The 19564-nt window shown below is 49.7% G+C and carries 16 protein-coding genes and 1 other RNA gene; 11 read left to right on the top strand and 6 right to left on the bottom strand.

Annotated features, from left to right (window positions below; translation table 11 throughout):
• The first annotated feature begins 42 nt into the window (after nucleotides 1-42).
• A complete protein-coding gene (gene abc-f, locus EIZ37_RS17100; protein ID WP_134685982.1) occupies nucleotides 43-1968 on the top strand; it encodes a ribosomal protection-like ABC-F family protein in 1926 nt (641 codons plus the stop codon).
• 51 nt (nucleotides 1969-2019) lie between these two features.
• On the opposite strand, the gene EIZ37_RS17095 is transcribed toward abc-f, so the two are convergent.
• Together EIZ37_RS17095 and EIZ37_RS17090 are read right to left on the bottom strand one after the other, a co-directional pair.
• A complete protein-coding gene (locus EIZ37_RS17095) occupies nucleotides 2020-3090 on the bottom strand; it encodes a branched-chain amino acid aminotransferase (RefSeq protein ID WP_134685981.1) in 1071 nt (356 codons plus the stop codon).
• A gap of 706 nt (nucleotides 3091-3796) precedes the next feature.
• Entirely contained in the window at nucleotides 3797-4966 is a 1170-nt protein-coding gene (locus tag EIZ37_RS17090; RefSeq protein ID WP_134685980.1) for an MFS transporter, read from the bottom strand.
• Nucleotides 4967-5168: 202 nt separating this feature from the next.
• On the opposite strand from EIZ37_RS17090, the gene EIZ37_RS17085 reads away from it, so the two are divergent.
• From EIZ37_RS17085 to EIZ37_RS17055, 7 genes are all read left to right on the top strand, one after another.
• Nucleotides 5169-5564 carry a hypothetical protein gene (locus EIZ37_RS17085; RefSeq protein ID WP_134685979.1) on the top strand — a complete coding sequence of 132 codons (396 nt, stop codon included), beginning with the start codon at nucleotides 5169-5171 and terminating at the stop codon, nucleotides 5562-5564.
• Nucleotides 5565-5780, top strand: coding sequence for a YqgQ family protein (locus EIZ37_RS17080; RefSeq protein WP_134685978.1), 216 nt, complete (start codon nucleotides 5565-5567; stop codon nucleotides 5778-5780).
• 105 nt (nucleotides 5781-5885) lie between these two features.
• Complete coding sequence (gene tkt, locus EIZ37_RS17075; protein WP_134685977.1) at nucleotides 5886-7895, top strand: transketolase; 2010 nt, start codon at nucleotides 5886-5888, stop codon at nucleotides 7893-7895.
• 146 nt (nucleotides 7896-8041) lie between these two features.
• Nucleotides 8042-8497, top strand: coding sequence for a ferritin family protein (locus EIZ37_RS17070; protein WP_134685976.1), 456 nt, complete (start codon nucleotides 8042-8044; stop codon nucleotides 8495-8497).
• A 175-nt stretch (nucleotides 8498-8672) separates the two neighbouring features.
• Nucleotides 8673-11264: a PBP1A family penicillin-binding protein gene (locus EIZ37_RS17065; protein ID WP_167568959.1), complete on the top strand. Its 2592-nt coding sequence runs from the start codon at nucleotides 8673-8675 to the stop codon at nucleotides 11262-11264.
• A 126-nt stretch (nucleotides 11265-11390) separates the two neighbouring features.
• Nucleotides 11391-11741 carry a hypothetical protein gene (locus tag EIZ37_RS17060; RefSeq protein WP_134685974.1) on the top strand — a complete coding sequence of 117 codons (351 nt, stop codon included), beginning with the start codon at nucleotides 11391-11393 and terminating at the stop codon, nucleotides 11739-11741.
• A 238-nt stretch (nucleotides 11742-11979) separates the two neighbouring features.
• Nucleotides 11980-12348 carry a winged helix-turn-helix transcriptional regulator gene (locus EIZ37_RS17055; RefSeq protein ID WP_134685973.1) on the top strand — a complete coding sequence of 123 codons (369 nt, stop codon included), beginning with the start codon at nucleotides 11980-11982 and terminating at the stop codon, nucleotides 12346-12348.
• Between the two features lie 60 nt (nucleotides 12349-12408).
• Here EIZ37_RS17055 and EIZ37_RS17050 read toward each other — a convergent pair whose 3' ends face one another.
• Complete coding sequence (locus tag EIZ37_RS17050; RefSeq protein ID WP_134685972.1) at nucleotides 12409-12969, bottom strand: NAD(P)H-dependent oxidoreductase; 561 nt, start codon at nucleotides 12967-12969, stop codon at nucleotides 12409-12411.
• 299 nt (nucleotides 12970-13268) lie between these two features.
• On the opposite strand from EIZ37_RS17050, the gene rnpB reads away from it, so the two are divergent.
• Nucleotides 13269-13650: RNase P RNA component class B (gene rnpB, locus EIZ37_RS17045), an RNA gene on the top strand.
• Between the two features lie 498 nt (nucleotides 13651-14148).
• Here rnpB and EIZ37_RS17040 read toward each other — a convergent pair.
• A complete protein-coding gene (locus EIZ37_RS17040) occupies nucleotides 14149-15567 on the bottom strand; it encodes a L,D-transpeptidase family protein (protein WP_134685971.1) in 1419 nt (472 codons plus the stop codon).
• Nucleotides 15568-15650: 83 nt separating this feature from the next.
• Between EIZ37_RS17040 and EIZ37_RS17035 the strand changes: the two genes are divergently transcribed.
• Nucleotides 15651-16133 (top strand): YbaK/EbsC family protein, encoded by a 483-nt coding sequence (locus EIZ37_RS17035; RefSeq protein WP_134685970.1) that lies wholly within the window; start codon nucleotides 15651-15653, stop codon nucleotides 16131-16133.
• Between the two features lie 72 nt (nucleotides 16134-16205).
• Here EIZ37_RS17035 and trmB read toward each other — a convergent pair whose 3' ends face one another.
• Nucleotides 16206-16853, bottom strand: coding sequence for a tRNA (guanosine(46)-N7)-methyltransferase TrmB (gene trmB / locus EIZ37_RS17030; protein ID WP_134685969.1), 648 nt, complete (start codon nucleotides 16851-16853; stop codon nucleotides 16206-16208).
• 414 nt (nucleotides 16854-17267) lie between these two features.
• Between trmB and EIZ37_RS17025 the strand changes: the two genes are divergently transcribed.
• Nucleotides 17268-17753 carry a C40 family peptidase gene (locus tag EIZ37_RS17025; protein WP_134685968.1) on the top strand — a complete coding sequence of 162 codons (486 nt, stop codon included), beginning with the start codon at nucleotides 17268-17270 and terminating at the stop codon, nucleotides 17751-17753.
• Between the two features lie 113 nt (nucleotides 17754-17866).
• Here the strand turns inward: EIZ37_RS17025 and ilvD are convergent, their stop codons facing one another.
• Complete coding sequence (gene ilvD / locus EIZ37_RS17020) at nucleotides 17867-19543, bottom strand: dihydroxy-acid dehydratase (RefSeq protein ID WP_134685967.1); 1677 nt, start codon at nucleotides 19541-19543, stop codon at nucleotides 17867-17869.
• Nucleotides 19544-19564: the final 21 nt, after the last annotated feature.

The following is a 19564-nucleotide window of genomic DNA, read 5'->3' as shown; positions in this document are numbered from 1 at the left end:
TTGCCCAAAAATGGCTTTGCCACATCCAAGGAGGAAAAACAAATGATCATGATTGCCACAAAACAAGTAGCGAAATCATACGGATACAATCCGGTTTTGGAAAATATTACGATTGAAGTCAAAGCAGGGGAACGGATCGGCATCGTAGGTCCGAATGGAGCGGGCAAAACAACCTTCTTCCGATTGCTCGCGGGCCTGGAAACGCCGGATGCAGGCGAAGTTTTTCGCGCGAAAGGCAGCAGGCTGGCGTATTTGCCGCAGTCGCCTAGCTATCCCGATGGCTGGTCAGGTCGAAAGGTGATTGAGAGCGCGTTTGCAGAAGTACTTGCCCTGCAAGCGCAGATGCGCCAGCTGGAAGAGGAGATGGCGGAATCGGCACATGATGCTTCCCGATTGGAAAGGCTGATGCACTGGTATCAGGAGGCGCAAGAGCGGTTCGAGCATCTAAATGGCTACCAGTCTGAAGCGACGATTGCACAGGTAGTGACCGGGCTTGGCATTCCCGGGATGATGCTGGATACGCCTTTTGCCCAGTTAAGCGGTGGAGAGCAGACCAAGATCGGTCTGGCGAAGCTGCTGTGCGAGCGCTGCGATGTCTTGCTGCTGGACGAACCGACCAACCACCTCGATGTCGAAGCGATGGAATGGCTGGAATCCTTTTTGTGTGACTACCCTGGAACCGTACTGATCATCTCCCATGACCGTTATTTTCTGGACGCGGTCGTGACAGACATCTATGAAGTCGATGGCGGAGAGATTACGACCTACCTGGGCAATTATTCGTTTTTCGTGAAAGAAAAAGAGGAACGCTTGCTGCGCCAATTTGCCGAATACGAGGAGCAGCAGAAGAAGATCAAGAAGATGCAAGAGACCATCAAGCGCTTGAAAGAGTGGGGAAATCGGTCCAATCCGCCCAATGAAGCTTTTCATCGCCGAGCGAAAAGCATGGAGAAAGCATTGGCGAGGATTGAGCGGATCGAAAAACCGAAACTGGAAGCCGATCGGATGGACCTCGTATTTCGCCAGAGCGACCGCAGCGGGGAGGAAGTGCTGATCGCAGAGGATGTGCACAAATCGTTTGGAGATAAGCCGTTGTTCAGACAGGCTCAGCTCCGTCTGCGCTACGGGGAACGAAAAGCGCTTTTGGGACCGAATGGCTGTGGCAAATCGACAATGATCAAGATGCTTTTGGGGGAGCAGGCGCCCGACCAAGGAACCGTCAAGCTTGGCAGCAGTGTAAAGGTCGGCTATTTGTCCCAGCATGCGTTTACCGGTGAACCGAAACGCCGCGTCATTGATCTGTTCCGGGATACCGTCGCAGTTTCCGAGGGAGAAGCCAGACATCGCTTGGCTCGCTTTCTCTTTTACGGCGAGCAGGTATTCAAAAAGCTGGAACACTTAAGCGGCGGGGAACGGATGCGGCTTCGCCTCGCGCAGTTGATGCATCAGGAGATCAACCTGCTTATTCTCGATGAGCCCACGAACCATCTGGACATTGAGGCCAGGGAAACATTGGAGGAGGCGCTGGCAGATTTCCAAGGCTCGCTGTTGATCGTATCGCATGACCGCTATTTCCTGCAAAAAACGGTGGATGGTGTGTTTTGGATCGACCAAGGTGCGATCGTTCATTATGAAGGAACGTATGAAGAGGCGAGGGAGAAGCGCAAGCAAACGCTGATGATCGCTCCTGTGCAGACAGCTAAAGTTCAGCAGCCGGAAAAGGCAGCACCATACCTTGTGGCAGCTGAAAAGCAGGAGCGGCAAGGAAAACGGGTCAATCCATACAAGCTGGCCGAGCTGGAGAGAAAAATCGCCGAACGCGAACAGGAAAAAGCACGTTTGCAGTCAAAGATGGCAGAGCCGCATACGGCATATGAAGTCCTGATCGGATGGCAAAAGGAGCTTGATTGCTGTCAGCAAGAGCTGGATATGTTGATGGAAAGCTGGATGGAGCTTCAGGAAGATTAAATCAAAAAAAGAAAGCGGCTGTCGATTGCTCGATAGCCGCTTTTGTTTTGCTTATTTTACTTCTACGGTCCAACCAAATGTGTCCTCGATTTTTCCACTTTGGATTCCCGTGATCGTATCATAGATTTTGCGAGACAGCTCACCGGTAACGCCTTGGTTAATCACCATGACGTGGTCCTCCCAGCGCAATTCCCCGATCGGAGAAATGACAGCAGCGGTACCCGTACCGAATGCTTCTTCCAGCGTGCCGTTGTTGGAGGCTTCCAGCAATTCTTCCATGGAGATCCGTTTTTCCGATACCGGTACTCCCCATGCTTTCAACAATTCAATGGTGGAGCTGCGTGTGACCCCTTCCAGGATGCTGCCGTTCAGCGCAGGAGTAATGACTTCTCCGTTGATTTTGAAGAAGACGTTCATGCTGCCGACTTCTTCAATGTATTTCTTTTCGACCCCGTCGAGCCAGAGAACCTGCGTATAGCCTTTATCTTTTGCCTCGACTTGTGCTTTCAGGCTGGCTGCATAGTTGCCGGAGGTTTTGGCATAGCCGGTACCACCGCTGACCGCGCGGACATATTTGTTCTCCACGTTAATTTTAACGGGGTTGATCCCTTCCGGATAATAAGCGCCCACTGGCGAAAGGATGATCATAAAGGTGTAATGGTCGGCTGACCGCACTCCCAAGAATGGCTCGGTCGCGATGATGAATGGGCGTACATAGAGGGAAGTGCCCTCTTCGACTGGAATCCAGTCCTTCTCGACCTGCACCAACTGCTGCAGCGCGTCGAGAAACAGTTCCTCATCGATCGGAGGCATGCTTAGACGGTCGTTGGAAATATTCATGCGCTGTACGTTTTTTTGCGGGCGGAACAAGAGGACGCGGCCATCTGCTGCTTTGTAAGCTTTCAAGCCTTCAAATACCGCTTGACCATAATGGAATACCATGGCGGCCGGATCGAGACTCAATGGGGCGTAGGGAACAATGCGCTCATTGTGCCAGCCTTTTCCTGTCTCATACTCCATGATGAACATATGATCCGTAAAATGAATCCCAAACCCAAGGTTGCGTTGATCCGGTTTTTCCTTTGGCGTACTGGTTTTCTCGATTTTGATCTGTCTACTCATATGGTTTCGATCTCCTTCTCTGTGTACAGACCCGCTTTTCTTTGCTGCAGGTCCTATTGCAATTATTATACAAATTTTTTGAAAAGTAAATTTAAAGTTTTTTCTTCTTTCGTAGCTGTTGTGGGGGGAGCATGTTCCGAAACTCCGCTTCATTCTTCGCCCCGCTGTGGGTGGGGCGCAGCGAATCACGGGGGTGTGCAAAAAGTGGGATCGCTTCGCAGCTTACCGGGTTTGCACCCCTGTTTCCCGCGTTTCGCTGCTCCGCTGGGACGGGCTACGCAGGCGCTCCGTTTCGGAACATGCTCACCTGCGTATCGGAAGCTTTAAACAATCCGAAGATCAGGAAGCAGGACAGGAAGAAGGAAATGCTTAATAGCCCCGTAAAATTCGAGGCATCTATGCTTTCACTTGTAATGGTGCAATCGTTACGTGAGGAAGGAAAGGCCGGGACGGGCGGAGTTTTTTGCCACACCGACCAAGGTGGAGCTTGCGAAAACGGGACACGCTTGTCGCGCAATCGCTACGGGTGAATCCACTTCCATGAACCCTTTTGCGCGACGTCCCGTTTTTGCAAGCGGAACCGGACAGTCTTCGCTTCTAAGGGGTGTGGCAACTTCGTAGCCCTGCCCGGTCTTTCCTTCCCCCACCACAATGTTTGCACAAAAAGGAAGGCAACGCCCGAAGCTAGGCGCTGCCAATAATAAATTCACTGTGTTTCCGTTTGCTTGACCGTATACAGCTGCCGGCTGCGGAAAAGAATCAGCATGATCACAATCAGTACAAAGCCGGTCAGGAACGGACCGCTCGCATGCCACGCATACAAAGCGCCGCCAAGCAAAGGTCCGAGAATGCGCCCGAGGCTGTCCATGGAGCTCATGTTTCCGGAAGTAACGCCTTGCCCTTGGGTTGTCCGCTGCGTGATCAAGGACGTCGCGGAGGCTCGAATCATGCCCTGCCCTGCACCAAATAAGGATAGGTTCAAAGCAAAGCCCCAGAAGGAATCGGCCATCAGAATGGAAATAAAGCCGATCGCATAGAGCAGGAGTCCGATGGAGAGCACCGTAGCTTCTCCCCATTTTTTCACCATCCGCCCGATCATGCCACCCTGAACGATCGCGGCGATCACGCCCATGACCAGAAACATATAGCCAAGCTCTTTCGACGTCAGGCCATACAGGTCGTTGATATACAAGGCAAAGGTGGTTTCCAGGCCGGAAAAGGTAAGAGATACAATAAAGACAATGTTATACAGCAACGCCATCGGACCGAACATAGCCGTCAGCGGATTGTCACGTTTTTCACGTCTGACATCGGCACGTTTTTCCGGGGGTAAGCTCTCCGGCAAGGATATGCCCACAAACAGGAAGGTGAGCAGAGCAACGATCCCGGAAGCGAAAAACGGATAGCTCGGATCTACCTCGCCAAGGAGTCCGCCGATGGCAGGACCAAAGACAAAGCTCAGACCGATGCCTGCACCGATGACGCCCATCCCTTTCGCTCGTTCGTCGGGAGGGAAGAGGTCGGCTACCATCGCCGTTACAGTCGGAATGGCTGCTGCAGAGACGATCCCGCCAAACAAGCGGTAGATGAGCATCTCTGTATAGCTGCCCGATAAGCCAAAAAGGATGAATGTGATGGAAAAGCCAAGCAGGCCGACCAAGATCAGCGGTTTGCGGCCGATGCGATCAGACAAGCTTCCCCAAATCGGAGCAAAAATGAACTGCATGATATTGTAAATCGCAAACAAGAGTCCGATTTCGAAGGATGAAGCCCCCATGCTTTCGGCAAAGTAAGGTAGGATCGGAATAATAATACCGAAGCCAAGCATCATCAAAAACATGATGATAAACAAGAGGCCAAGATACTTTTTGTGCACGAAAAAAACCTCTTTCTATATGGTTGGGAATGAGCGTTAGAGAAACCGAGCGGGCTTGTACCACGCGGACACTTTCAACCTTACGTGAAGCGAAGTGGGAAGTCAAGCAAGCCGTGCGCCCGACGTATCTTGCCTGTCTTTTCCATGCTATAATGAAGCGGCGTAACAAGTTTATGGAAAAGACACGGGGTGGATGGAAAGAATGACAGTACAGATGATTTATTATTTGGCCTGGCAAGAGGATGACTGGCTGGATGAAATATTAGATTTTTTCCCGCAGGTAAATGCGGTGGTCCCAACGGCCAAAGTGCTGGAACAAATCAAAGCGCGGCATGAGCAGGGCGAGGCGGACAAGCTGCTTTTTGTGGTAAATGTGGCGGACGAACAGGAAAAGAGCAAGGAGTTTCTGCAGTCGCTGCAAAAAGACGAGAAGCTGTCCAAGATGCCGCTCTATCTGGTGGGCGTAGATGCTGCGGAGGAGGAAAGCTGGAAACAGGCTTTTCCGCAAGCCAACGTAATCGTCATCCGGGTACATCCTTTTGAATTCGATTATGAGGCCGTATTCCGCCAGATGAAGTCCGAGTGGGAGGGAGCGTAGGTGAGTCAGCGTGGATCCGACTTCGATTTGAAGGCGTTTTTGCGACGATGGGGGCTCCTGTTTTACACAGGCGATCGGGAAGGCGACTTTTTTCTGATTGAGGACGAGATTCGTGAGCTTCGCCAGCTTGGATTGATCGAGACGGAGGAGTATCTGGAGGCGATCAGCGCGCTTGCGGCAGAAAAGAAAAAACTGTCTGGCGGTCCTTTGCAATAATCACGATTTCGCCTCGTGCCTGTACGAGGAAAACTATGGTATAATCACACTGGCTTTTCTTCTTACCTTTTTTCGACAACACTATTCGCAGGGAGGATCTTGATTATGACCACTCAGCAAGTATCGATTGACCAGCTTGCGATCAATACGCTGCGTACGTTGGCAATTGACGCAATCGAAAAGGCAAATTCCGGCCATCCGGGGATGCCGATGGGTGCCGCACCGATGGCACACGTACTGTGGAGCCGTTACATGAAAGTCAATCCGCAAAATCCGGGCTGGATCAATCGCGACCGTTTCGTCCTGTCCGCTGGCCATGGCTCGATGCTGTTGTATGCCATGCTGCACCTGATGAAGTACGATGTGAGCATCGAGGATCTGTACAATTTCCGTCAATGGGGCAGTAAAACGCCTGGACATCCGGAATATGGTCATACGCCAGGGGTAGATGCGACAACAGGCCCGCTTGGACAAGGGATTGCGACTGCTGTTGGTATGGCCATGGCAGAGCGTCATCTCGCTGCGACCTACAACCGCGATGGCTATGACATCGTGAACCACTATACATACGTGATCTGCGGCGACGGCGATCTGATGGAGGGCGTATCGGGTGAAGCTTCCTCACTCGCAGCCCACCTGAAATTGGGCAAGCTGGTCGTCCTGTACGATTCCAACGATATTTCCCTGGATGGCGAATTGAGCCGCTCCTTCTCGGAAAATGTGGCTCAGCGCTACCAAGCATACGGCTGGCAATACCTCCGTGTGGAAGATGGAAACGACCTGAAAGCGATCGAGGCGGCACTCGCAGAAGCACGCGGTGATCTTGACCGCCCAACATTGATCGAAGTGAAAACCACCATTGGCTACGGCAGCCCGAACAAAGGCGGAAGCTCCGCATCCCACGGTGCACCGCTCGGAAAAGACGAAGTGAAGCTGACTAAGCAAAATTATGCTTGGAACTATGAGCAAGAATTCCATGTGCCAGACGAAGTATCTGCCTATTACCAAGGATTGGCGGAAGCTGGTTCCAAGCACGAGGCAGAATGGAAAGAGCTGTTTGCGGCTTATGCCAAAGCTTATCCGGAGCTGGCGCAGCAATTCGAGACAGCGGCCAGCGGCAAATTGCCAGACGGCTGGGATGCAGACTTGCCGAAGTATGAAGCAGGTACAAAGCTCGCTACACGTGCAGCTTCCGGCAATGCGATCAATGGTCTCGCAGGCAAGGTTCCGTATCTGTTCGGCGGATCCGCTGACCTGGCGCATTCCAACAATACGGTTATCAAAAACGCGGGCAACTTCCTGCCAGGCAGCTATGAAGGACGCAACATCTGGTTCGGTGTTCGCGAATTCGCAATGGGCGCTGCTTTGAACGGGATGGCGCTGCACGGCGGCTTGAAGGTGTATGGCGGAACCTTCTTCGTGTTCTCCGATTATGTGCGCCCGGCGATTCGTCTTTCTGCGCTGATGAAGCTGCCTGTCACCTACGTATTTACGCACGATTCGATCGCCGTTGGTGAAGACGGACCTACGCACGAGCCCATCGAACATCTTCCGGCTCTGCGCGCAATGCCTGGTCTTACCGTCATTCGCCCTGCAGATGCAGTAGAAACCAATGAAGCATGGCGCTATGCGGTAAGCTCGACCGATGAGCCGGTAGTACTCGTGCTGACTCGTCAAAATCTGCCTGTGATGGCGGAAACCATCGAGAAAGCAAGCGAGGGTCTCGTTCGCGGCGCTTATGTACTGAAGGACGCGGCAAACGGAAATCCGGATCTGATTCTCTTGGCGACCGGTTCCGAAGTATCTCTCGTGATGGAAGCGGCGAACGTGCTGTCCGAGCGCGGCGTAGCTGTACGTGTCGTGAGCATGCCTAGCTGGGAGCTGTTTGAGCGTCAGCCGCAAGAATACAAGGAAGCGGTGATCCCATCTCATGTAAAAGCCCGTCTCGGTGTGGAAATGGCCATGCCGCTTGGCTGGGAGCGTTACGTGGGAGATGGCGGCCGCGTGATCGGCATCAATCAGTTCGGTGCATCCGCTCCTGGAGAGCGCATCATGAAGGAATACGGATTTAGCGTGGAAAATGTGGTAGCTGAAGCTGAAAAACTGTTGAAATAAGATTTCGTGATGAGGAATCCCTGTCTCTTTCCTTAGGAAGAGCAGGGATTCTTTTCCTTTTTAGGCGATTTACTCAGGACAGGTAACCAGTCAGGGGATAGGTCTATGACATAGGATATCGGAGACACCTGAAGGGAGTGCAAGCCATGTTTTCTCCTTCGAGTTCTTTTGGCTCGACTAATGATAACGGAGTTTCCAGAAAGTTTATCGACTTGCTGGTTGAAGCGATCAATGGGGAAGCGACTGCTATCGGGTTTTATGCGGAAATCCTAACCCAGGTCCACGGCGATCAGGTTGCCTATGATAACGTGAAACACGCGTATGATGACGAGCGCAAGCATTTTCGGCAATTCAGCCGCCTCTACATGAAGTTGACCGGTCAAGAACCGAGGGTGCGGCCTAAGCGGGTAGCATATGGTTCCTTGCGGGAGGCGTATCGCCTTGCCTTTTTTGACGAATTGGAAGCCCAGGAACTGTACAACAAAATGTATTTGATGGCGAAGGACCGGAAAATCCGAGATATTTTTTATGGAGCAAGAAACGATGAATCCGAGCATTCCCAGCGTTTTCAATATTTGTACCACCGTGAGGAAAGGAAATAAGAGGGGATCGTCCGTGCCGGGAAAATGGTACGGATTTTTTACCTTCATGCTCCAAACTCCTGTTTCTATGCTAAGATGGTAGCTTAGGACGCCCTTTTGCCAAGAAAAACAGAAACTTTTCCGGGTAAGGATGCGTCTTAGACTGTGGGAGAGGAAAGAAATCAGGAGGTACATCATGGCAAAAGCCAAGAAAACCAACAAGAAGAAGAATCGATGGCTCATGTTGGTCGTTTCATTTGCAGCTTGCTTGCTGCTGAGTGTGGTAGGCGGTTATTTCGCCTTGCTGTATGCAGGCGCGCAAATGATCGACATGTCAAAGCTGGATGAATTGAAAAAGGATGCCTCGGTCGTGTACGACAAAGATGGCAATCCGGTGTTCACCTTGCACATGAAAGAAGATCGCAATTACGTTCCTTATAATAAAATTCCGAAGCACGTGATTGAAGCATTTGTCGCGATTGAAGACAAACGGTTTTTTGAGCACAATGGCGTGGATTTTGTCCGGATCGCCGGGGCAATTTTGAAAGATATTCAAACAGGCTCCGCCAAGGAAGGCGGAAGTACGATTACCCAACAATTGGCAAGACAGGTATTCCTCTCCGATGAAAAGACATTTTGGCGGAAAACCAAGGAAGTGAGCATTGCCATCAACCTGGATCGTACATATACCAAAGAACAGATCCTGGAGATGTATTTGAACAAAATCTATATGGGCGAAGGGGCTTACGGGATTGAAGCTGCCTCTAAGGTTTACTTCGATAAATCGATTATGGAAGGAGACCAGCTTACAATTGCCGAAGCAGCGGCATTGGCAGCTACCCCGAAAGCACCTTCCTACTACGGTCCCTTTGGTGACAAAAATGGGGATCAAACATTGGCAAAAGAGCGCCGGGATACCATTATCCGTGTCATGTACGAGCAAAAGCTGATCACGCTGGAAGAAAAGGAAGCTGCCCAGAAGGAGCCAATGCCTGAACCGAGAGAGGTCGCGGATCAACAGAACAATGCGGCATACCGCGCCTACATGGACTATGTGATCAGCGAAGCCGAGGAAAAATACGGCATTGATGAAGCCATGCTGTACAAGGGCGGCTGGAAAATTTACACCGCCATGGATAAGCAAATGCAAGACGCGATGGTCACAGCTTTCAACAATCCAAAGAACTTCCCGAAAGACGGAGCGAAATATCCGGCACAAGCCGCGATGATCGCCGTTGATCCGAAAACGGGCGGAATCGCCGGGATGATGGGCGGACGCAACTACGTGGCCAAAGGCTTCAACTATGCGGTCGATGCCAAGCGCCAGCCCGGCTCATCCTTCAAGCCGATTGTGGCTTATGCACCGGCATTGGATAGCGATGACAAATATCATCCGTACTATCCATTAAGCAACCAATTGCAGGATTTCAACGGATATAAACCACGCAACTACAACAATAAATACAGCGACTCGATTCCGATGACGGAAGCGTTGAAGCAATCCCTGAACGTACCGACAGTCTGGCTGTTGGATCAGATCGGCGTGAAGACAGGCATGAATTACGTAGAGCGTTTTGGCATCAAGCTGGATCCAGAGGACCGCAACCTGGCAATCGCGCTCGGCGGGCTGCATACCGGAACCTCTCCCCTGAAAATGGCCCAAGCATATACGGCCTTCGCTAATGGCGGAATCATGTCGGAAGCGCATGCCATTGTCAGCATCAAGGAAGATAAGCTGGGCATTCAGGAGACGGTACAGTTGAAGCAGACCCCAGTAATCAAGCCGCAAACGGCATGGGACGTGCATACTATGATGCGCGCTGCCGTGGAACAGGGTACGGGGAAAGCGGCGAGAATGAACCGCCCAGTATCAGGAAAAACGGGAACGACCCAATCCGGTATCAGCAACAGCACAAAGGATAACAAGGATGTCTGGTTTGTCGGCTATACCCCGGAATACGTCGGGGCAGTGTGGATGGGGTTCGAAAAAGAGGATAAGCAGCATATTTTGCGCAACGGCAGCGACTTGCCTGCCAAACTGTTTAAAACGGTCTTCACCGAAGGACTGAAAGGCCGGAAGGTGACCGAATTCGAGAAGCCGCAAGGGGTAGAAGAGGTTAAGAAAAAAGAAGAGGAAGCAAAGAATCCTCTTACCTTGACGGCGGATATGACCATGGTAGATGGCGAGCTGAAAGTCATGCTTAGCTGGATTGGCGGCGAGGAGGACTATGTCAGCTACGATATCTACCGCTACAAGGATTCGATCGATAACAAGGAACTGATCCAAGGCGGGTGGACCGATACCGTATTCATGGACTCGATCAATGAACCGATTCCATACAAGTATTTGATCATTCCGCGAAAAGAAAATGGCGAGGAAGGAACACCTTCCGAACCGAAGGATGTCAATATGTCCCAGCTTGAAAATCTGCTGCAGGACGGCGCTTTGCATAACGATGAAAACGTTCCGGGGGATGACGGGGAGCTTCCGCCAGATGGGGAAGACGCTGGGCAAGGAGATAACCCGGATCAACAAGGCGATGGCCAAAATCCTGAAGAAGGTCAGCCAGCAGAGCCTGTAGATGGCGATGGATCGGGCGATGGCAATGGGGAAACCGACGGCAATGGAGAATCGGATGGCAATGGCTCATCAGACAATCCAGGCGATAACAATGCAACGCCGCCATGGCTTGATACCGATCAACCTCCCGCAGATGAGCAAAATTCCGAGGGTGGGAATGGCCATGGTAACGGAAACGGCAATGGAAATAGGAATGGCAACGGATAACATCCAGTTTTTCTACAACATTGACAAGTTTTCAACTATTTATGAATAACGATGCTCATGGTACAATAGGTCACAAGAAGTGCTGCTGAATGGTTTTAGAGAGAACAGCCACGGGAGGGAAGAAGGATGTCAAATATCGCGAAAAAAGAGTTAGAAACGTTTTTCCTGCAAAAAGTGGAAGCGGCCAAGGTCTCTTTCGAACGGGCTCTCGATTGCAAGCACACCGAATTTGACGACTTGTACCCATATATGAATGAGCAGCCACAATTTTTTTGGTATAAGCGCTACGTGGCTTGGTCAGAGCTATTGACTGTGGTGAAATTGGCGACAGAACTGGAGATTGACTGGACACCCGCTTTTACGGAGCAACAGGTAGAATTCATTGAAGGCAAGGTCTTGCAGGGCAAGGTTCTGGATTATTGGTATCCAGAAGGAGATAACCAGCAAGAAGAAACCTTGAGCCAAATGGAAGAATAACAGAAACATCCTAGCAGTGAGCCAATTCGGTTCACTGCTTTTTTGTTTCGATGAAGTGACCGAGAAAGGCTCCTGTAGGTTGATTAACAAAAAGCCGTTCCCTAAGTTACAGAAAACGACCTCCCCATTGAGATATTTTTTGTGTCCATTTACATCTTTTCAATAAGGTTCCATAATGGGAATTATTGTGGAGTATATATATTTGTATCATATACTTATCAAAAGGAGAGTGTAGACTTTGGATGATACCTGTGTTCCGACTGGTGTGGAACTAAAAGAAACCGGCTTTGGATACACCTTGTCCTTAATTGGCGGTAAATATAAGATGATCGTCCTGTATTGGCTGTCCGAAAAAAAGGTTATGCGGTTTAATGAGCTGAAGCGGTGTATCGGAACCATTTCCTTTAAGACGCTAAGCATTATGTTAAAAGAGCTGGAGGCAGATGGTCTTATCATACGTCAGGAATATCCCCAAATCCCACCAAAAGTCGAATATTCATTGTCTGAAAGAGGGATTTCTCTCATTCCTGTGCTGAATATGATGTGCGAGTGGGGGGAGAAAAACCGTTTACCAGCTCAGGAAGCTGTAAAGCGGCAGGCACAGTAATGTTGGTTCAATCAAAAAGAAGTATCTCCTGAACTAGGAAATACTTCTTTTTCTTTACCTTTACAAATTATCGATAAAATGAATATAATCCTGTGCACTTTTTTCCAGTTCGGTTGCAGGTCCTTCATTTTCCGACCCAGGCACATTTTCACCAGGTGCTTTTTCTGTGCCATAAAACGCAAAAACGGAACGATAATCAGCATTGCAGTAGAGGAAGGTCGTTTCAAAAGGGGCTAATAAATGTTCAAGTGTATAGCGATACCTTCCCTCTGGACGATAATCTTCTTTTCTAATTCCGGCAGATACGGCCAAAGCAACTTTACGATTCTTGATTGCATCCCCTTTTGAACCGTAGGCCCATCCATAAGCTAAAACATCGTCAAGCCATTTTTTAAGGAGAGGCGGACAGTTAAACCAATATATCGGGAACTGCAAAACCAGATTACCATGCGATTCAACCAATTTTTGCTCTTTTTCCACGTCTATGTTTCCATCAGGATATGCCTTATGCAATTCGTGTACGGTATACTTTTCCGGATATTTTTTGAGTTCTTCTACCCATCGCTTATTGATGACGGATGTATCTATGGTTGGGTGTGTGACGATAACAAGAGTTTTCAAAGATTTGTCCTCCTTTAGGAATCGTAATGAGTATCTTGAGTATAAAAATTGCAACGCGATTTTGTAAGTATGCACTTTTATTACAGGTACTTACATAAAGGTGAGGGTCAAGTGCATGTAAGCCCCGTACGATGTTCTGTGCCGGAATGCTTTAATGTTGCTGAAACGTGAGCTGTAGTACACACAGCCATTTACATAAATTTGGCCATTGATTTAAAAGTTCATTATCTGCTATATTGTTAATCCGGCCATCAACCGGTGGTCAAGAATGAAAAGACATTGAAGCGTAGTACAAAGTTAAACGAAGAGAATCGCAGGAACGATTGTTCTTGAGGAAAGTCCACGCTCGTCCAAGCTGAGATGCTTGGAGTATGGAGGCTAGGGCTAATAACCCTAGGAAGCTTGTTTAAAAGCTTACGCCAGGGAAAAGGGCTAAGTCCTTTGGATATGTCCTGAATACCTTGAAAGTGCCACAGTGACGTAGTTCCCATGGAAACATGGGAAGTGGAACGAGGTAAACGCCCTCTGCGAGAAACCCAAATTTGGTAGGGGAACTACTCCAATGGAAAATGAACGGAGGAGTAGCACACCAGAGCTGGTGTGAGACAGATGATTCTCCTTCGTTGTGCGAGGATGGCTTCCGTGATCAGCACAATGGAGAACAGAACGTGGCTTACGGAGACTTTGTACGTGCCTATTATTTATGTCAAACAGTTGGATACACAAAGATATCCTGAGATGCGCGTGATGGCTGTTATGTAGCCAAACGGCAGATTTGGGACATCTTACGTACATACTAGACTTAGGGAAACTGCTCCCTAGGTCTTTTTTAACTTTATCTAGAAAGAGAAAGAAGGATATAAAGAAAGCCTGCATTTCAGCAGACCTTCCTTCCATTATTCGATTTTGAGCGTTAGTTTTGTTGATAAATAAAAGAGCCACTGGCAAATCCACGAGTTTGTATGGAAATTCTTGTTTTGAAGCCTGAGGAAAATATGCCAATTCTGGCGATGCTATAGGGATTAACCGAAAACTCCTTTACTCCATCCAGAATGATTGTGCTTGGGTAGAAGTCCGATGGGTATTGCCTATTTTCTGGAAAATGCTAAAAAGCACCCTGAAGCAATTCATTCACACAGGGTGCTTTTGCTTTTGATTACGGTAAAGCGGATAGTCGATTTACTGCAGCCAGTGATAGACAATGCTGGGTGTCTCTTCCTCCGGGCCAGCTGGCAGAACGAATCGCTGGGGGTTGGACCAGGCAGGAAATGCGGCAGGTTTGCCGGATATGATCACATCGGTACCAGGGGTGACGAATGAATACAATTCCTCGACATCCGGGTTGAGCAAGCGTATGCAGCCAAGCGACATGGCGGCTCCGATGCTTTTCGGAGCATTTGTGCCGTGAATCGCATAGTCCCCTGCGTGGAAAATCATGCCCCGCGTGCCGTAAATGTGATCATGTCCGCGTGGTTGATTGATTTTTTGCTGAATCTGAAAGTAGCCTTCAGGCGTCGAGGACTGTTTGCCAATGCCAATCGGATAGCTTCTGACCGGTTGGGAACCACTCATCAGCGTCATCCGGTAAGAGGAAAGATTGACGACGATCTGCAAGGGCTCCAACGGGGTAGCAGGCTCAGGATAACCGGGGACAGGCAAGACGTTTGACAGACTGTCCCAAGGATTTTCGGGTTGAAAGGCTGTAGGCGTATACGTCCAACCGTTGTTTTCGGCCTTGGGAGTGTGAACGGGCAATGCGGGCAATGAGTTGGCTGGGTAAGAGCCTGCGAGTGCCGAGAGTGTGTCGGGCAAGCGGCCGGTGCGTTGGTAATGGTGATAGAGCGCATTGCGTAAAATCAACGTCTGTTCAAGGGTATGCTGTTCTTCTCTATGTGTTTGCTTCGCTGCGAGGATAGCGGGATCATTTTCGCATTTGCAGTTCAGCGGGTACCATTTTTGCGTCAGAAAAGACTGGGTCGCCGGATCATAGCGGAGCACACCTTTCACCTGTTGTGGCCTGTAAAAGGTCAGCGGGGTAAACAAAGGGGTTCCAACGGATTCGGGAACGATGAGCAATGAAAATGGTTGCTTTGGTGTAGGTCTTTGGGCGAGCAAGTATTTTTTGATATGCGCTCTCGCTTGTTCGCTGGTCATATTTGCAGGGACGGCGATCACTTCCGTATGGTTACGATGTTTCGTGGTTTGACTAGCCGAAACGGTTGGCTTCGTTGCCGGGCTTCCAGGTCCTCCTGCGGGATTGGGCAGACTCAGCAGGCCGAACAGAAGCAGCAGTAAAGAGGCGATTCCACGGCGCGTACGTTGCCGGCGCAAAAGGCGCTTTTCAGAACGTAATAGCACATGGTAAGCTTCGCGGGCTTCCTCCTGATACGAATCCGGCTTGCAGCGCAGAGCCTGACGATAGGCTTCCAAAGCCAATTCCGGCTTTCCGCGCTGCTCCCACTCGCGGGCGAGATGCAGCCAGCCTACTGCCTCTTTGGGATGCTTTTCGGTAAAGAAACGGTAGAAAGCCAGATCATTTTGCTGGGAATGTATATGTAAATAGGCGATTTTTTCTTGCAGAAATTGAGCGTTGTCCATGATTGCCCCTCCTACAAGTGATATCGGAAAAGAATGGAAAACATGTTAGAATGAACGTAAAAGATTGCGGGGAGTGAGTTCGTATGATCGCACCGGAGCAGGTCCAACGTGTCCGAACCGCTGTACAAGCCTTCGATGCACAGCTGGAACCGATCCTTTTTTCTGAACAAATGAAAACGACCGAAGAGGCTGCTGCCGTCTTGGGTGTGGAAACCGGGCAGATTGCCAAGACACTCCTGTTTCGCACAAGCCAGGGCTATGGGCTGTTTGTAACAGCGGGTGACATGCGGATCCGCAACGCACAGGTCAAAGAGCTCCTGGGCGGAGGCAATGTGAAAATGGCAACGCCGCAGGAAGTAGAGGAGATTACCGGGTTTCAGGTAGGAGCGGTTTGTCCCTTCGCTTTGCGACAAGAAGTGCCGATCTTTATTGATGCATCCTTGTCACGCTTTGATCGAGTCTATACCGCAGCAGGCATCGCCGAAAGCCTTTTGCCCGTATCGTTTGTGCAGCTTGTGGGGATAACAGGCGGAAAGGTAATCGAGCTTGTCAGCGTTTCATCCTAGCGTACGAATATGCGCCAAAAACCCCCGTTATACGAATATAGCGGGGGTTTTTGTATGGAGATGCCGTGTCGATCAACCAAGCGGGATATTGATCGCTTCTGTGCGGTAGATACGCTGTCCACGCTTGGAAAAGCGCTCCTCGTATTCAGTCATGACATTACCTTCCGCAAATTCGGATTGATGCAGATCGAAGGTAATATGGCGCAGCTGGAATCGCTCATTGGCAAACTGATTCAGCGAGAATTCAAACAGCTTTTCGTTGTCTGTTTTCTGATGGATTTCGCCATTCTCTTTCAATACTTGACGGTAGGTGTCCAAAAAGCTCTTGTAGGTCAGGCGACGTTTGTAGTGCCGTTTTTTCGGCCACGGATCGCTGAAGTTCAAATAGATGCGATCGATTTCACCCGGCGAAAACAGTTCTGTCAGAAGTTCCGCATTATATTGAACAAAAGCGAGATTCGGAATTTCACGCATCTCGGTGCGTTGAGCGGCGCGAAAAACCACTTCTGCTTTCAATTCGATAGCGATAAAATTAATCTCAGGGTGCTTGGCCGCCAGGGTGGTAATGAATCTTCCTTTCCCACAGCCGATCTCGATGTGGATGGGATGGTGATTCCCGAAATATTCGTGCCAGCGCCCTTTGTATTCCAAGGGCTTCTCGATGAACGTCGGATATTGCAGCAGGGCTTGTTCGACGCCCGGAATATTGCGTAAACGCATGATAACCTCCTGTTTGATGCGCGATAGATGATAGATAAAGAAAAAAGAAAAGCTTCTTCTACTGTATATGGGACATGCCTTTGTTTCAAGTCATTCCTTTGAAAATGCAGCTGAATGGATAGATTTACTTGCAGACAGGAGTAAAAAACGCATGAGTATCAAAAAATCGCCTTTTTTTCATAGCAAGATTTAGTAGATTGCATTAGTAATTACTGGGTGGAATATTATCAGAAAATTTGCCGGAATCCCTGATTTTATGGGAAAGAACGTGTCAATGGCCATTATTATCCAATGGAAAAAAGGAAGATTGGAAAAAGTTTGGGAATGTAAAGGACTACAAAACTCATGGTAGAGTTATGGACGAGAGAGAGACACAGCCAATCATAATGGCGAAAAAGGGAGGAGCTATCTACCATGACTTTGAAAAAGAGAATTCTGAATGTTTCTTTAGCTGTAGCCTTTGTATTTACAGGAGTGACCGTTACCGGTCAAGACCAAGCGGCATACGCGTACTCTGCTAGCAAAGCGGACAAGGTTATTGAAGAAGGTAAGGATTATCTCCATACTCCATATAAGTTTGGGGCAAGCTCCAGCACGACAAAGTATTTTGATTGCTCATCATTTGTACAGCGTGTGTATAAGTCAGTAGGAGTGAAATTGCTGCGTTCATCCCGTCAGCAAGCTACGCAAGGAACGAAAGTGTTGAAGAGCCAGCTGAAAAAAGGGGATTTGATTTTCATGCGTTCCTCAGGCAGTTCTTCTAACCGAATCACCCACGTAGCCATCTACGCAGGAAATAACAAGATTCTTCATACGTATGGCAAACCAGGCGTTACCTTCAGCACATTCAAGGGCAGCAACTGGGAAAAACGAATGGTAACTGCAAGACGGGTTCTCTAGTCTGCAAACAGATTGAATATTGAAAATAAAGAGGAATCTCTCACATAGCGAAAGAGCACCCAGCATTGACGGGTGCTCTTTCTTATCGAAAAACGGATCACGTTGCGAATCCCTTAAATCTTGAGAATACCGCCCATGCTGGCATTGGTGACCAGCTTGGAGTAACGGGCCAGATAGCCGGTTTTGACTTTCGGCTCAAAGCCGGGGAAGCCCGCTTGGCGTTTGGCCATTTCTTCCGGAGAAATATGGAGTTCAAGCGAGCGTTCTTCGATGTCGATACTGATGATGTCGCCATCTTGAATAAAAGCGATCGGACCGCCTTCAGCCGCTTCAGGAGAAATATGACCGACAGAAATGCCGCGGGAAGCGCCGGAGAAACGACCGTCCGTAATAAGCGCTACCTTGGTGCCGAGCCCCATTCCGACGATCTGTGAAGTAGGTGCCAGCATTTCCGGCATGCCAGGTCCTCCTTTTGGACCTTCGTAACGAATGACGACGACATGGCCTTCTTTGATTTTTCCGTTAGCGATCGCTTCGAGCACTTCCTCTTGGGAGTCGAAGCAGATGGCCGGACCTTCATGACGTTTGATGGATGGATCAACGCCGCCTGTTTTGATAATGGAGCCCATCGGTGCGAGATTGCCGAAAAGCACAGCAAGTCCGCCTTTTTGTGTATATGGATTATCCAGACGACGAATCACATTGTCATTGGTGATTTCCGCGTCGGCAATATTTTCACCCAATGTTTTGCCCGTAACCGTGATGCGGTCCAGATGAAGCGTGCCTTCTTTCTTGGACAGCTCTTTCAGGATAGCAGACACACCGCCTGCATCGTGGCAGTCTTCAATGTGGTAATCGGAAGCCGGTGCGAGCTTGCACAAGTATGGCACGCGCTCAGCGACCTGATTGATGCGGTCGATTGGATAATCGATGCCAGCCTCATGAGCGATCGCCAGTGTATGAAGAACGGTGTTGGTTGACCCGCCCATCGCCATATCCAGGGCAAATGCGTCGTCGATCGCGTCGAGGGTGACGATATCGCGCGGTTTGATATCTTTTTCGATCAGATGCATCAGCTTTTGCGCGGATGCTTTGACCAGCTCGCGGCGTTCTTCCGATACTGCCAATATCGTACCGTTGCCAGGCAGGGCAATACCGAGCACCTCTGCCAGACAGTTCATGGAGTTGGCGGTGAACATACCGGAGCAGGACCCACAGGTCGGGCAGCCATATTGCTCCAGCTCCGTCAGCTGCTTCTCGTCAATGCGTCCGGATTGATATGCGCCGACACCCTCGAAAACGGAGGAGAGGGAAATGGAACGGCCGTCGCTCGTTTTTCCCGCCTTCATCGGACCGCCTGTGACAAACACGGTTGGGATATTGACCCGCAAAGCACCCATAATCATACCTGGAGTGATTTTGTCACAGTTCGGAATACAGATCATGCCGTCAAACCAGTGTGCAGCGACAACGGTTTCCAGACTGTCTGCGATGATTTCGCGGCTGGGCAGGGAATAACGCATCCCGATATGGCCCATCGCGATGCCATCATCGACACCGATCGTATTGAATTCAAATGGAACGCCGCCCGCAGCGATGACCGCTTCTTTTACGAGCTTTCCGAATTCCTGAAGATGTACGTGTCCAGGAATAATATCTATATATGAATTGCAGATCGCGATAAACGGTTTGTCAAAATCCTCTTCTTTCACGCCGGCAGCGCGCAACAAACTGCGGTGCGGCGCACGGTCAAAACCTTTCTTGATCATATCACTTCGCATTCTTGCCATGGTCCCAGCTTCCTCCCTCTT

Source organism: Brevibacillus migulae (assembly GCF_004521915.1).
Taxonomy (GTDB): Bacteria; Bacillota; Bacilli; order Brevibacillales; family Brevibacillaceae; genus Brevibacillus_F; species Brevibacillus_F migulae.
The sequence above is the reverse complement of the archived record's forward strand: the minus strand, read 5'-3'. Positions and strand labels throughout refer to the sequence as shown.